Source organism: Sneathia sanguinegens (assembly GCF_001517935.1).
Classification (GTDB): domain Bacteria; phylum Fusobacteriota; class Fusobacteriia; order Fusobacteriales; family Leptotrichiaceae; genus Sneathia; species Sneathia sanguinegens.
Genome location: NZ_LOQF01000005.1, coordinates 16,537 through 31,932 on the forward strand (window position 1 = coordinate 16,537; position 15,396 = coordinate 31,932).

Genomic DNA, 15,396 nt, shown 5'->3' on the forward strand with positions numbered 1-15,396 from the left:
GAGGATTAAGAGAAGATGTTCTCATTAAAAGATAAGGTAGCCTTAGTTACAGGGGCTTCATATGGTATAGGCTATGAAATTGCAAGCGCTTTTGCAAAGGCAGGAGCAAAAATAGTCTTTAATGATATTAATGAAAGTCTAGTAAAAAGAGGTTTGGAAAAATATAAAGAAGATAACATATCTGTTAAGGGTTATGTATGTGATGTTACAGATGAAAAACAAGTACAAGAAATGCTTGAAAAAATAAAAAAAGAAGTAGGTTCAGTTGATATATTAGTTAATAATGCTGGGATAATAAAAAGAATAGAAATGACACAAATGTCAGCAGAAGATTTTAGAAAAGTAGTTGATATAGACTTAATAGGACCTTTTATAGTTTCTAAAGCAGTTATACCAGATATGATAAAAAAAGGAGGAGGTAAAATTATTAATATCTGCTCTATGATGTCTGAACTAGGCAGAGAAACTGTATCAGCCTATGCAGCAGCAAAAGGTGGCCTTAAAATGTTAACAAGAAATATTTGTTCAGAATATGGAAAGTATAATATTCAATGTAATGGAATAGGACCTGGATATATAGCAACTCCACAAACAGCTCCTTTAAGAGAAAGACAAGCAGATGGATCAAGACATCCATTCGATAAGTTTATTATTTCAAAAACACCAGCACAAAGATGGGGATTAACCAAGGACTTAATAGGACCAGCTATATTTCTAGCTTCATCAGCTTCAGATTTTGTAAATGGTCATATTCTTTATGTAGATGGAGGAATATTAGCATATATAGGAAAACAACCAGAATAAAATGGAGGGAAAATGTACGGAGTTATAGTTACAGCACATGGAAGCCTAGCAACAGGTTTAGAAAGTGCATTAAAACTTGTAAATGGTGAAATGAAAAATGTTAAATATTGTAATTTTTTAGAAACATATACGAGTGAAGATATTAAAGAAAAGATAAAAAAAGCAATACAGGAATTAGAGGATTATGAAGGAATTTTCATATTAACAGATATTATGGGAGGAACTCCATCTAATCAAGCTGTCCTTCTAAGTCAAAATGAAAAAAATATAAAAGTATTAGGTGGAGTTAATTTCAGTATGCTATATGCAGCAGCTAATGCTGAAGGAAATATGGAAGTTGCCCTTAAGGACATATTAGAAGAATCTAAAGAAGTTATAGGCTACTTTGGGCAAGAAGAAAAGTCTAGTGAACAAGCTTTATTTTCTGATGGAATTTAGGGAGGAATAATGCGAAAAATTAATGTAGAAACTATAAAAAATGATAATATATTAAAAAATAAAAATGTAACTAAAGAACAAATTGAAGAAGCCATAAATCAAGTTATAACTCAGATTGATATTAATTTAGCTTATTTTAAACAAGATTTTCCAACACCTGCAACTAAAGATAACATATATATGGTTATGGATAATACAGAATGGACTAATGGCTTTTATACAGGAATGTTATGGTTAGCATATGATTATACAAAAAATGATAAGTATAAAAAGATAGCAGAACTTCAAGTTAATAATTTCTATAATCGTATACAAAAACAAATAGAAGTAGAACATCATGATTTAGGCTTTTTATACACTCCTTCCTGCGTTGCAGCTTATAAAGAAGTAGGAAGTGAAATTGGAAAAGAAGCAGCCTTATTAGCAGCTGATAAATTAATTACTAGATATCAAGCTGTAGGGAAATTTATACAAGCTTGGGGACCTTTAAATGAAGAAGCATATTATAGATTTATAATAGATTGCATGTTAAATATTCCTTTATTATACTGGGCAACTGAGCAAACAGGTAAAAATATTTATAAATTAATAGCAGATAATCACTTTAATACAAGTTTGGAAAATGTAATAAGAGAAGATGCAAGTACTTATCATACATTCTATATGAATCCAAAAACAGGTGAAGCTGTTAAAGGTGCAACAAGACAAGGATATAGTGACAGTTCATCATGGGCAAGAGGACAAGTTTGGGGGATTTATGGTGTAGCCTTGAATTATAGACATACAAAAAAAGCAGAATGTATAGAATATTATAATGCTTTAACAAATTACTTCATAAATAGATTACCAAAAGACGATGTATGTTATTGGGATTTAATTTTTAAAGATGGTGATAAGCAATATAAAGATAGTTCAGCAGCTGCAATAGCTATTTGCGGTATATTAGAAATGCAAAAATACTTACCAGAAACTTATAAGGATAAGAAATTACATCAAAATGCTGCAAATAGAATGATGCTAAGCTTGATAGAAAATTATATGAATAAAGATTTTAAAAAAGGATCTTGTTTATTAAAACATGGTGTTTATTCATGGCATTCAGGAAAAGGTTGCGATGAAGGTAATATATGGGGAGATTATTTCTATTTTGAAGCTTTAATGAGATATTATAAAGATTTAAAAATTTATTGGTAAATAGGGAGGAAGAATGGAAAATGTTAATATCGTTATGACTAGAATAGATGAAAGATTATTACATGGACAAGGACAATTATGGCTAAGATATATAGGAGCTAATACAATTCTTGTTGTTAATGATGAAGTAGCTAAAGATAATATTCAACAAAGCCTTATGAAAATGATAATTTCAAAAGAAATAGCTGTAAGATTTTTTACAGTTCAAAAAACAATAGATATAATTTCTAAGGCTTCACCTAAACAAAAAATATTTATTATAGTAAAAGATTGTAAGGACGCATTGAAATTAATAGAAGGTGGTGTTCCTATAAAAGAAATTAATATAGGAAATATACATAATGCAGAAGGAAAAGAAAAAGTTACAAGATCAATATTTTTAGGAGCTGAAGATAAAAAAGCCTTAAAAGAAATGATAGAAAAATACAATATTAGTTTTAATACTAAAACAACACCTAGTGGGGATGATGGGACTTTACAAGTAGATATAAAAAAATATATATAGGAGGATAAATATATGCATTTAACAATGTTACAAATTGTTTTAATAGGTCTTTGGACAGGTATATGTTGGACAGGTATGCTACTTGGAACATATACATTTAGATCTATAATTTTAGCAACAGGTGTGGGAGTAATTTTGGGTGATATCCAAACAGGACTTGCAGTTGGTGCCATATCAGAATTAGCATTTATGGGATTTGGAGTAGGTGCTGGAGGAACAGTTCCACCTTCACCATTAGGACCTGGAATAGTTGGAGCTTTAATTGCAATAACAACTAAAACTTCACCAGTAGTTGCCTTTACATTATCTATACCTTTTGCAATAGCCTTTCAATTTTTACAAACAGCTTTATATGTTGTTATGTCTGGAATTGCTGAAGCAGCAAAAAGAGCTATTCAAGAAGGAAAATTTGCTAAATTTAGATTATATTCAAATTCAACATTCATATTATTTTTCGTTTGTGGAACAATTTTAGGTATGTTGTGTGCTGGAGCAAGTTCAACTGTTAAAGTATTAGTTGATGCACTACCTCCATTAATAGTACATTCATTGAAATTAGCAGGAAACTTATTGCCAGCCATAGGTTTTGCAACAATATTGTCAGTTATGACTAAAAAAGAATTAATGCCATATATGATAATAGGGTATGTAGCAATTGCTTATCTAGAATTACCTATAATGGCAGTTGCTTTTATAGGGTTGGTAGCAGCAATGTTTTACTTTTTCAAAAAAGATACTAATGTAAAAAAAGAAGATGCGGGGGAATTCGAAGATGGAATCTAATAATAAATTAACAAAAAAAGATTATTTGAATACAACTTTAAGAGCATATTTATTACAAAATGCTTTTAATTATTCAAATTATCAAGGTGTTGGTTATGCAAATATTTTGTACCCAGCATTAAGAAAAATGTACAAAGATGATGAACAACTAAAAAAAGCTTTAATAGACAATATTGAATTTTATAACACAAATCCTCATTTTGTACCATTTGTATCAAATTTACAATTGGTAATGCTTGAAAATGGAAGACCTATAGAAGAAGGAAGAAGTATGAAAATGGCTCTTATGGGACCTTTAGCAGGTATAGGAGATTCATTGTCACAATTCTTATTAGCACCTTTATTTTCAACTATATGTGCTACTATGGCCTTACAAGGACATATTTCAGGGCCTATAATTTTCTTACTAGGCTTAAATATAATTTTATTAGTAATAAAATTAGTAAGTGGAAATTATGGATATAAATTAGGAACTAATATAATAGAAACTGTTAGTGAAAAAATGAATAAATTTACTTATGCTGCAAGTATAGTTGGTGTAACAGTTATTAGTGCCTTAGCTACCAAAATGGTAAAATTGTCATTGCCATTTACTTATACTCAAATGATAGAGGGAAAAGAACAAATTGTACAAGTACAAAAAATGATAGATGGTATAGCACCTGCTTTATTACCAATTTGTTATACAGCTTTAATCTATTATTTACTTAAAAAGAAAAAATGGAATACATATTATTTAGTAATATTTACAATAGTATTATCAGTAGTTGCAACATTCTTTAAGATATTTGTATAAATGTGAGCTGTAGTTAATACAGCTCATTTTTTAAAGGAGAATAATGGACAAATTTAAATTTCAAGCAAAATTAATCATGGAAAATAAGCTGAATTTTATACATCCTTGGGATATGGAAAGATGCGATGAAATATATGATATACCAAAAGATTGGAATATTAGTCCTAATGGGGATGATGAATGGGTGTATATGAGAAGTAGAATGGGTTATTTTGATGGACTTATTTTGCTTTATGAAGAAACAAAAGATATTAAATATATCGATAAAATAAAAGAAATAATTTTAGACTTTATTAATCAACATAAAAAATTAAAAAGTGAAAAAAGTACAAGAACCTTAGATTCAGGTATAAGAATAGTTAATATTTTGAGAATTTTAATATATTTAGAAGATAAGGACCTAGAGTATGATAAAAATATTTTGAAACATTTGTCAGAAACTTGTACTTATCTATTTTCTAATTATATATCAAAATATGATCAAAGCAATTGGGGCTTTATACAAATGGCTGGAGTATATACTTTTTCTATATATTTTGAAGAAAATGAAAAGGCTAAAAAAGCTCTTAAATATTTAAAAATGCAATTAAAGACACAGATTTTAGAAGATGGCTTACATTGGGAAAAATCTCTTACTTATCATTATCAAATGATAATATATTTGATTTTTATAATATATGTTCAAAAAAGAAAAAATATAAAAAGTAATTTGAATTTTTTCAAAAGTTATCTTAATAAAATGACAAAAGCTGCTAAAAAATTACATTATCCTGATAAAACACAAATAAATTTTGGGGATAGTGATGATAATGAAATAGAAAGTATATTAGCTTTAAGTGATTATATTTTATCTAAAGAAAGTGAATATAAGCTTACAGATATTTCAAGCTTATTTATAAAAGAAGCTAAAGTAAAAAAAATGGAAGTAAAAAAAGGGTTAGAAGAAAGTCTATTTCAACAAAGTGGATATTATCATATAAAAAATGAAGATTTTTCCTTCTCAACTTATTGTACGCCTATGTCTTCTTCGCATACACATATAGATTATTTGCATTTTAATTACTATAATAAACAAAAAATATTTGTAGATAGTGGAAGATATACCTATAGAGAAAGTAAACAAAGAAAATATTTAAAAAGTATAAAAGCCCATAATAGTATATTAATAGATGATAATGAAGTATCTGAAATAAAAGGTTCTTGGGAGTATGAAGGTTATCCTATAATATTTCCTATAACAGTATATTCAACAAAGATAGCTAGAATAGTAAAAACAGCTATATTTGATACGAAAAATCAGGCAGTTATAAAAAGAACCTATATTATATTAAAAGAAAATATTTTAGTAATAAATCAGGTTTTTTGTAAGGGAAAACATAAAATAAAATTCTTTTATCATCTTTATCCTAATACAGATATTAAAGAAACAAAATCAGGAATTTTATTGAATAATGTTGTAAAATTTTTGATAAATTCGTACAATATACAAAATAGTACTTATAGTCCTTACTATAATTGTCTTGTAATAAATAAAGAAATAGTTAAAGAAGCAGACTTTTTAGATAATTATTTTGAAATTAATGCAATATTGAATAAAGATGTACAAATTAAACAAGTAGCAGTTTATCAAAAAGAAAAAAAGGTAGAAGATGATATTGCACTTGCATATGAAATTAAAATTCAAGATATTACATATACTATATTTATAAAAAATAAAGAAGTATATAAGGGACAAAAGGTGTTTCATGTTAAGGGAAGACCTTTTTATGAAGAAATAAAAATTGTTAAAGATAGGTGAAATTATGAAAAAATTAGTATTGCTTAGTATGATGCTTGCTACTTTTAGTATGTCAGCAAATAATAAGGTTATTTTGAATTTAGAAGCTAAGCAAAATGTAGAAAATTTTGTAAAAAAAGATAATTTTGAGAAGATAATAGACCAATGGAAGGATATTTTAATAGGTTATAAATATTTTGATAACTCTACGCAAATGAAGGATTTACAAAAAAAACAAGATGAAAAAACCTTAAAAATTTGGAATTCTTTAAATAAAGAAGAAAATAGAAAATATTTGTGGGAATTTAAAAATTATGATTCAGCAAGTATCACAAAAAGTTATAGAAATATTGAAGTTTTAGCTATCTCAGTAATGAATCCAAAATCTAAATATTATCTAAATCAAGCTTTACTAAATGATGTAATAGCTGCATTGAATTGGATGAAAGAAAATAGATATAATGAAAATTTAAAAGCTGATGGTAATTGGTGGGATTATGAAATAGGTACACCTAGAGCAATTAATGATATTTTTGTTATGCTTTATCCAGTATTAGAAAAAGAGTATATAAAAGATTATCTTAAGGTTATAACTCATTTTGTACCAGATGCTAATAAAAATAGAGGAAGTGTAAATCCAAATTTAGTAGTTGAAGCAACTGGGGCAAATCAAATAGATATTAGTAAGGTGAAGATACTTCAAAGTGCCTTATTGAAGGATGAAAAGGGATTGATTTATGCTAAAAATTGTCTTAATAAGGTATTTCCTTTTGTAGAAAAAGGAGATGGATTTTATAAAGATGGTTCATTTATACAACATGATAGTGTTGCTTATACTGGAGCATATGGTAATGTTTTAATAGATGGCTTATCACAATTAATGACTTTGCTTGAAAATACAAAATATAATTTTGGTAAAGCTAATGTTGAAAGAATAGACTTTTGGATAAAGGAAGCTTTTTCACCTATAATGTATCAAGGTTTAACTATGAGCATGGTAAAGGGAAGATCTATAACTAGAAAAAAAGTATATTTAAGTTCATCAGAAATAGTAAGAGCAATAATTCGTTTAGCCTATGTAGAAAATAATGTATATTATAAACAGTTAGCTAAAAGCTATATTCAATCAAATACTTTATATGACTATATTGAAAATTTGAATAGCTATAGAGATATATATTTGGCAAAGAAAATAATGCAAGACAAAAAAATTAAGGCCTTAGATTTGAGCGAAAATATTTTGAAATTTTATAAAAATATGGATAGGGTAGTATATAAAAATAAAAAGAATAATTTTGCTATAGGTCTTAGTATGTCGTCAAATAAAATAAAATATTATGAAGCAATGAATGGAGAAAACGAAAGGGGTTGGTATACTGGAGATGGAATGTTATACTTATATAATGGTGATATAAGACAATTTAATGATGAATTTTGGTCAACAGTAGATCCTTATAGATTGCCTGGAATTACAGTAGATAAAGCAAAAAGAGAAGATGCTAGTGGTTCTGTTGAGGCAAAAAATTCTAGTGTAAGTGGCAAGGTTATAAATAATAAAAAAGGTATATTTAAAATGCACATTAGTAATTATCTAGGGACTTTGAGCCTTGATAAAAAATGGACAATTTTGAATGATAAAATAAGAATAGAAGCTAAAAATATTAAATTTAAAAAAAATAGTATTATAGAAAGTATAATAGAAAATAGAAAATTAAATGATGATACAAATTATATTATTTATATAAATAATAAAGAAATTAATTTAAATGAAAATGAACAAAGAAGTTATGCTGATGTCAAAGAAGTTTTATTGAAATCAGATAAGAAAAATGAAACAATAAAATATGTATTTAAAAAACCTCAAAAAATATATGTTATGTTGGAAAAAAGATGTAGTCAAAGTGATAAGAAAATAAAAAGAAAGTATTTTACTATGTGGTTAAGACATGAAAAACAAAATGATACTTTTGAATATGAAATTTACCCACTTTAATTTGTTATTTACAAAAAAAAAATTTCTGCTAAAATATATATTGAAATAAGAAAAAGGAAGAATAATTAAATGGTAAAAAATGCAGCTGTATATTATAGTATTTATCTTGAAATTAAAGATAAAATAGAAGGTGGTAAATTTAAAATAGGTCAAAAATTACCATCAGAAAGAGAGCTTGAGAAGATTTATTCTGTTAGTAGAACAACTATAAGACAAGCTTTATTAAAGTTGGAAAATAATAATTATATACATAAAATAAGAGGTAGAGGAAATTTTGTGTCAGAAAATATTATAAAACAAGAACTTAATAATTTTTATAGTTTTAATGATAAAATGATATCTTTAGGTAAAAAGCCTTCCTCAAAATTGATAGACTATAAAGTTATAAAATGTACAAAATTTTTTTCTGAATTATTCAAAATACCTGAAAATTCTAATATATATTCAATAAAAAGATTGAGATTAGTAAATGATCTTCCAGCAATGTTTGAAAATACTTTTTTGCCAGAATATAGATTTAAAGATTTAGACTTTAAAAAATTAAATAAAACTCCAATGTATGAAATTTTTGAAAAGGATTATGGGACATTTTTAGAAAAGGCAATAGAAACATTTAAACCTATAAAAATAGAGGAAAAAGAAGAACTTAAATATCTTGAAATACCTAAAGATTCTATAGCTATGGAAATTATTAGAACCACTTATGAATATGACAGAGTCATAGAATATACTATTTCACATGTTAGAAATAATATGTTTGAGTATACTATAGTTTTAAATAGATTAGTATAAAAAAATTCTTTACTTTTAAAAAAAAATATATTATAATAAAAAAAGTAAAAAAAAGAGAGGTGGTAATATGAATATTATAAAAAAACGTCACAAATATTATTTTACCTCTTTTGTAGTTAAGAAATAACAATTTTGTTATTTCTTTTTTTTTAGATTTTTAAGGAGGAAGTATGTCAAAAAAAATTATTGGAGTTAGCGAAAAAGTTCCAGCAGCACTTTTATTACCTTTAAGTTTACAACATACCTTTGCTATGTTTGGAGCATCGGTGTTAGTACCAATATTATTCAATGTAAATCCAAGTATTGTATTATTGATGAATGGAATAGGAACCTTACTTTTTATATTAATCACTAAGGCTAAAGCACCAGCATATTTAGGTTCAAGTTTTGCATTTATAGGAGTTGGGCAATTAATTATTTCAACTATGGGCTTTAAATATGCAATAGGAGCATTTGCAACTACTGGATTTTTAGGTTGTATTTTAGCATTTCTAATTTTTAAATTTAAAACGAAATGGATAGATGTTGTTCTACCACCTGCAGCTATGGGAGCAGTTGTTTCATTAATAGGTTTTGAATTAGCTGGTGTAACAATAAGAGGTGGAAAAATAGGTGCAAATATTTTAACAGAAACAGCTACTAAAGCTGATGTAATAGTATTTTTAATAACTTTATCAACAGCAATTATAGGTTCTGTATTATTTAGAAAATTCTTTGCAACTATTCCTATATTAATTGCAATAGTAGTCGGGTATATATCAGCATTATTCTTTGGAATGATAGATTTCACTCCAGTAATAACTTCTAAAATTTTCACAATTCCTCAATTCACAAGTCCAATTTTTTCATTAAAGGCATCATTAATAATGCTACCAGTTTTATTAGTTATCACATCAGAACATATAAGTCATCAAGTTGTTACAAGTAATATAATAGGAACTAATTTATTAGAAGAACCAGGATTACATAGAAGTATTTTTGCTGATAATTTTTCAACTATGTTATCAGGTTTAGTTGGGGGTGTACCTACAACTACTTATGGAGAAAATATAGGTGTAATGGCAATAACTAAAGTTTATTCAGTTTATGTAATAGCAGGAGCTGCAATAATATCAATATGTATGGCATTTATAGGGCCTATTAATATGCTAATACAAACTATACCTGGAAATGTTATAGGGGGAGTAACATTTTTATTATATGGTATGATAGGGACATCAGGAATTAGATTATTAGTTGATCAAAAAGTTGATTATTCAAAGACAAGAAATTTAATTTTAACATCGGTAGTATTTATATCAGGTTTAAGTGGTTTAGAGCTTAATTTCTTTGGTATTCAATTAAGAGGTATGGTCTTAGCAAGTGTAGTAGCAGTTGTGATAAGCTTAATCTTCTATGTACTTGAAAAATTAAATTTAACAAATGGAAATTAATAAAAAAAAATGCTACATTGTAGCGTTTTTTTTATTTACCTAAAATTCTACCTTAGGAACCTTATTTACTTCTTCTGTTGTTTCAAATAAATCTGCTTTTCTAAATTTAAGTAGATTGAAAAATAAAGAATTTGGAAATTTTTGAACAAAGATATTAAGAGTTCTACAAGTAGCATTATAATATTTTCTAGTTGCTAAAATTTCATTCTCTATATCAGCTAACTCTTTTTGTAAATTTAAGAAAGCTTCATTTGCTTTTAATTCAGGATAAGCTTCATGTAGCATCATTAGGCTTCTCAAAGATTGAGTTAATAAATTTTCATTTTTAATTATTTCATTAATATTTTGTATATTAGACATATCTATATTAATTAAATTAGAACGAGCTTTTATTACAGAATCAAGTGTATTTTTTTCATGACTTGCATATCCTTTTACAGTATTTACTAAATTAGGTATTAAATCTAATCTTTTTTGTAGATATATTTTAACATTGCTCCAAGCTTCTTGATTGAAATTATCTAAAGTAACATATCTATTTTTTATATAAAGTATGTACAAAAGTATAAGTAGGATTAGCAATAAAAAGACTATTAAAAACATAGTATTCTTCCTTTCAAATTTTATTATAAATTTTATCACGAGAAAAATTTAATGTCAAACTATATAGCTTGATTTTTCTTTGTATTTGCTTTATACTTAGTGTGATACGAGGTGATTTTATGCGGGTTATGGGAATAGATCCAGGAACTGCTATTGTAGGTTATTCTATCGTAGATATAGAAAAAGGCAAATATCATTTAATAGACTATGGTTGTATTTTTACAGAGCAAGACTTAGCTATGCCTAGAAGATTAGAAATAATATTTCAAAGATTAGATACAATAATAAAACTATATAAGCCAACGGAAGTTGCTATAGAAGAATTGTATTTTTTTAAAAATCAAAAAACAGTTATTAAGGTTGGTCAAGCAAGGGGAGTAATAGTTTTGGTTTGCCAATTGAATGGCTTAGAAATATTTGATTATACACCATTACAAGTTAAAATGGGAGTAGCTTCTTATGGAAGGGCTACAAAAAAACAAATACAAGAAATGGTTAAATTAATATTAAATTTGGACGAAATACCTAAGCCAGATGATGCAGCTGATGCTATTGCTATAGCTATTAATCATATAAATAATAGAAATATACCAACAAATAATGTTGGAAAAATAAGAAAAAATACAATAAAAATGGGAACAAAAATAAGTATAGAAGAGTATAAAAAATTAATAAATAAGTAGTAGGGGTGAAAAATGAAAGTCGTTTTATATGAACCTGAAATACCATATAATACAGGAAACATTGGTAGAACTTGTGTTTTGACCAATACAGAATTACATTTGATAAAACCTTTGGGTTTTGATATATCAGAAAAAGCAGTTAAAAGAGCAGGACTTGATTATTGGAAGAATGTTAAATTATTTGTTTGGGATAGCTATGAACAATTCATGGAAGCACATAAGGGAGCAAGAATATTTTATGCTACAACTAAAACAAAAAATAGATATACAGATGTAAAATTTGAAAAAGATGATTATATAATGTTTGGACCAGAATCAAGAGGTATACCTGAAACTATATTAAAGGAAAATATAGATAAGTGTATAACTGTACCTATGTTGCCACTGGGTAGATCACTTAATTTATCTAATTCAGTAGCTATAGTATTATATGAAACATATAGACAAATAGATTTTAATTTTAATGATTGAAGGGAGAAATTATGAAATATATAACTACACCTATATATTATCCTAATGCAAAGGCACATATAGGAACTGCATATACTACAATTTTGTGTGATGCTTTAGCAAGATATGAAAGATTATTTGGTGAAGAAGTTAAATTTTTGACAGGTTTAGATGAACATGGTCAAAAAATACAAGAATCAGCAGAAAAAAATGGGGTTAGTCCTCAAGAATGGGTAGATAGAATGACTGTTGATTTTAAAAAATTATGGAAAGATTTAAAAATTTCAAATGATGATTTTATTAGAACAACAGAACAAAGACACATTGATACAGTACAAAAAATATTGCAAAAAGTTTATGATAATGGAGACATATACTTAGGAGAATATAAGGGAAAATATTGTGTATCTGAAGAAACTTTTGTTACAGAAAGTCAGTTAGTGGATGGAAAATATATGGGTAAAGAAGTAATTGAGGTTTCAGAACCTTCATATTTCTTTAGATTATCAAAATATGCAGATAAAATTTTAAAATATTATGAAGAACATCCGGATTTTATAATACCAAAACAAAGAAAAAATGAATTGATTTCATTTATAAATCAAGGTTTACAAGATTTATCAATTTCAAGAACAACTTTTGAATGGGGAATACCTATATCATTAGATGAAAATAAAGGTCATATAGTTTATGTGTGGTTTGATGCCTTAACAAATTATATTACAGCTGCAAAATATGGAAAAGATGAAAAAGAATTTGATCATATTTGGAATAAAGGAACAGTATATCATTTTGTAGGTAAGGATATTTTAAGATTTCACGCAATAATATGGCCAGCTATGCTTATGTCAGCAGGTATTGCTTTGCCTGATCATATTGTAGCTCATGGTTGGTGGACAGTTAATGGTGAAAAAATGAGTAAATCTTTAGGAAATGTCGTTGATCCTTTAGAAGAAGTTGAAAAATATGGTTTAGATTCATTTAAATATTTCCTATTAAGAGAATCTACTCTAGGTCAAGATGCGGATTATTCAGAAAATCAAATGATTCTAAGAATAAATTCAGATTTAGCAAATGATTTAGGTAATTTATTGAATAGAACTTTGGGAATGCAAAAGAAATATTTTGGAGATATTGTTGAAAAAGCTGGACTTAAAACTTCACTAGAAGAAGAAATCTATGAACAATATTCTAATTTATTAAAAGAAGTTAGAGAAAAAGTTGAAGAAGCTAATTTTTCTAAGGCATTAGAAAGTATTTGGAAATTAGTTTCAAGAATGAATAAGTATATAGATGAAACTATGCCTTGGAAATTATCTAAAGAAAATGATGAAGAAAGATTGTCTACAGTGATGTATACCTTATTAGATATGATTTATAAGATTGCATATTTAGTATCACCAATTTTGGTAGATTCAAGTAAGAAAATTTTAAATCAATTAGGTATAGAAGAAATAAAGAATAATATATATGAAATTGGAGACTATCCATTAAAAACAAAAATAAATAAGGCAGAACCTGTATTTCCTAGAATAGAAAAAGAAAAAAAAGAATTTTGCACTGATTTAAAAATAAATAATGCTATAAATATAGAAGATTTTTCAAAGATAAAAATAGGGGTTGTAGAATTATTAAAGGTAGAACCTGTAGAAAAATCTAATAAATTATTAAAATTTATTGTTGATACTGGAAGCGAAAAAAGACAAATTTTATCTGGAATAGCAGAATATTATAAAAATTATGAAGATTTAGTAGGTAAAAAAGTTCTAGCAGTGCTTAATTTGGAACCAATTAAGTTGGTTGGAGAAATATCTCAAGGTATGTTATTAACAACCGAAGAAAAGAAAAAAGTTAAATTAATAACTATATCTAATGAAGTAAAAAATGGAGCAAAAGTTAGATGATAAAAAAAATATTTTTTTTACTTAGTATTATATTTTTCACACAAGCTTGTGCCTTATTTAAAACAAGTGAGGAAAAATATTTGGACTATATTGAAGAAGGTATAGTATCTTTATATAATGGCGATAATGATTATATGAAATATTTCGAAAAAGCATATAAGCAAAAACCGAAGGATGATTTATTATATCAAATAATTAATTCTGAATTAGAGTATAAAGATCTTAGTAAATTCTATGAAAAAAATAAAAATAAATGTAAGGGTTATGATTATTATTTTAATGGAGAACTTGCTAAAGCTCATAGTGAAGGTAATTTAGATGCTTCTCGTGCCTTATATATAAGCTATTATTATAGTTTTCAATATAAGAAGGCTTTTAATATTATGGAAACAACGGATATTTCTGATTCTACTGACATATATACTGATTTAAAGAATAATAAGGATTTATTTTTCAAAATTGAGGATATATATAACAAATTGAAAAATAATAAGGCAAGTGAAGATGAAAAAGAATTATTTAAAAAATTTGTGGTTAATTATCCTGTTGATGTTAATTTAGTATATGATGTTTTGAAAAGTGAGGTAGAAAAAAAAGATAATACAGCTTTGTTTATAAAATATTTAACACTTGATGAGGATGATGCAATAGCTCTGAAGATATTAGAGTATTTATTTAAAAATAATTATGGACCAGCAATTTATGAATATGTTGGAAAAAATAAAATAAGTGACCCAAGTGATGAATTGCTTGATAAAATAGATAAATATTCAAAGCAAACTTATGCTCTATTATTAAATAACATGGTAGAAAGTGGAGATATTGGGAAAATAGAGCAAATTTTAAAAAAAATACCGGATAAAGAAGGGTATTATTCTGCTCTTGCAGAATTTAATTATTATTATAAAGATTTGAATAAGTCATATTCATATTTTGTAAAAGCATATCAATGTGAGCCTAATAGTGATTATACAGTATATAGATTAGCGAATATTTCTAAAAAATTACATAAGGAAAAAGAATTTTTGAAATTAACAAAAAATTATAAGGGTGAATATGAAGATTTGATTTTAAATATGAAATATGAAGAAAAAATCAGCAAGGTAGTCAAAAAAAGAATAGCTTTAAATATGTGGATAAAGAATAAAAATATGGGTGCAAGTTATCTTTTAAGCTTAACCAAGGATAAAAAGAAGGTAGCGTGTTATACAGAAGTCTTAAAAATGTATAAATAGGAGGGC

At 26.4% G+C, this 15,396-nt stretch carries 15 protein-coding genes; 14 read left to right on the forward strand and 1 reads right to left on the reverse strand.

What is annotated here, in order from left to right; genetic code table 11:
- Positions 1-15: 15 nt before the first annotated feature.
- From AWT65_RS03115 to uraA, 10 genes are all read left to right on the forward strand, one after another.
- Complete coding sequence (locus AWT65_RS03115; RefSeq protein WP_066729267.1) at positions 16-804, forward strand: gluconate 5-dehydrogenase; 789 nt, start codon at positions 16-18, stop codon at positions 802-804.
- Between the two features lie 12 nt (positions 805-816).
- Positions 817-1,242, forward strand: coding sequence for a PTS sugar transporter subunit IIA (locus AWT65_RS03120; RefSeq protein ID WP_066729269.1), 426 nt, complete (start codon positions 817-819; stop codon positions 1,240-1,242).
- Between the two features lie 9 nt (positions 1,243-1,251).
- Entirely contained in the window at positions 1,252-2,436 is a 1,185-nt protein-coding gene (locus AWT65_RS03125) for a glycoside hydrolase family 88 protein (RefSeq protein ID WP_157055046.1), read from the forward strand.
- A 13-nt stretch (positions 2,437-2,449) separates the two neighbouring features.
- Complete coding sequence (locus AWT65_RS03130) at positions 2,450-2,941, forward strand: PTS sugar transporter subunit IIB (protein ID WP_066729273.1); 492 nt, start codon at positions 2,450-2,452, stop codon at positions 2,939-2,941.
- Positions 2,942-2,953: 12 nt separating this feature from the next.
- Positions 2,954-3,724 (forward strand): PTS mannose/fructose/sorbose/N-acetylgalactosamine transporter subunit IIC, encoded by a 771-nt coding sequence (locus AWT65_RS03135; protein ID WP_066729275.1) that lies wholly within the window; start codon positions 2,954-2,956, stop codon positions 3,722-3,724.
- Complete coding sequence (locus tag AWT65_RS03140) at positions 3,714-4,520, forward strand: PTS system mannose/fructose/sorbose family transporter subunit IID (RefSeq protein WP_066729278.1); 807 nt, start codon at positions 3,714-3,716, stop codon at positions 4,518-4,520. The genes AWT65_RS03135 and AWT65_RS03140 overlap by 11 nt, the downstream gene beginning before the upstream one ends.
- Positions 4,521-4,563: 43 nt before the next feature.
- Positions 4,564-6,318: a heparinase II/III family protein gene (locus AWT65_RS03145; protein ID WP_066729279.1), complete on the forward strand. Its 1,755-nt coding sequence runs from the start codon at positions 4,564-4,566 to the stop codon at positions 6,316-6,318.
- Between the two features lie 4 nt (positions 6,319-6,322).
- Positions 6,323-8,290, forward strand: coding sequence for a polysaccharide lyase 8 family protein (locus tag AWT65_RS03150; protein ID WP_066729283.1), 1,968 nt, complete (start codon positions 6,323-6,325; stop codon positions 8,288-8,290).
- Between the two features lie 69 nt (positions 8,291-8,359).
- On the forward strand, positions 8,360-9,082 hold the full coding sequence (locus AWT65_RS03155) for a GntR family transcriptional regulator (RefSeq protein ID WP_066729285.1): 723 nt from the start codon (positions 8,360-8,362) through the stop codon (positions 9,080-9,082).
- A 170-nt stretch (positions 9,083-9,252) separates the two neighbouring features.
- On the forward strand, positions 9,253-10,515 hold the full coding sequence (gene uraA, locus AWT65_RS03160) for a uracil permease (protein ID WP_066729287.1): 1,263 nt from the start codon (positions 9,253-9,255) through the stop codon (positions 10,513-10,515).
- A gap of 39 nt (positions 10,516-10,554) precedes the next feature.
- Here the strand turns inward: uraA and AWT65_RS03165 are convergent, their stop codons facing one another.
- Complete coding sequence (locus AWT65_RS03165; RefSeq protein WP_066729289.1) at positions 10,555-11,118, reverse strand: LemA family protein; 564 nt, start codon at positions 11,116-11,118, stop codon at positions 10,555-10,557.
- Positions 11,119-11,237: 119 nt separating this feature from the next.
- On the opposite strand from AWT65_RS03165, the gene ruvC reads away from it, so the two are divergent.
- Genes ruvC through AWT65_RS03185 form a run of 4 tightly spaced genes read left to right on the forward strand, consistent with a single transcriptional unit; the run spans position 11,238 to position 15,390 of the window.
- On the forward strand, positions 11,238-11,801 hold the full coding sequence (ruvC, locus tag AWT65_RS03170; protein WP_066729290.1) for a crossover junction endodeoxyribonuclease RuvC: 564 nt from the start codon (positions 11,238-11,240) through the stop codon (positions 11,799-11,801).
- Positions 11,802-11,813: 12 nt separating this feature from the next.
- Entirely contained in the window at positions 11,814-12,272 is a 459-nt protein-coding gene (locus tag AWT65_RS03175) for a tRNA (cytidine(34)-2'-O)-methyltransferase (RefSeq protein ID WP_066729291.1), read from the forward strand.
- 11 nt (positions 12,273-12,283) lie between these two features.
- The gene (gene metG, locus AWT65_RS03180) at positions 12,284-14,155 is read left to right on the forward strand and encodes a methionine--tRNA ligase (RefSeq protein WP_157055048.1); all 1,872 of its coding nucleotides are present in this window, start codon (positions 12,284-12,286) and stop codon (positions 14,153-14,155) included.
- Positions 14,152-15,390: a hypothetical protein gene (locus AWT65_RS03185; protein WP_066729292.1), complete on the forward strand. Its 1,239-nt coding sequence runs from the start codon at positions 14,152-14,154 to the stop codon at positions 15,388-15,390. Before metG ends, AWT65_RS03185 begins: the two co-directional genes overlap by 4 nt.
- Positions 15,391-15,396 lie beyond the last annotated feature (6 nt).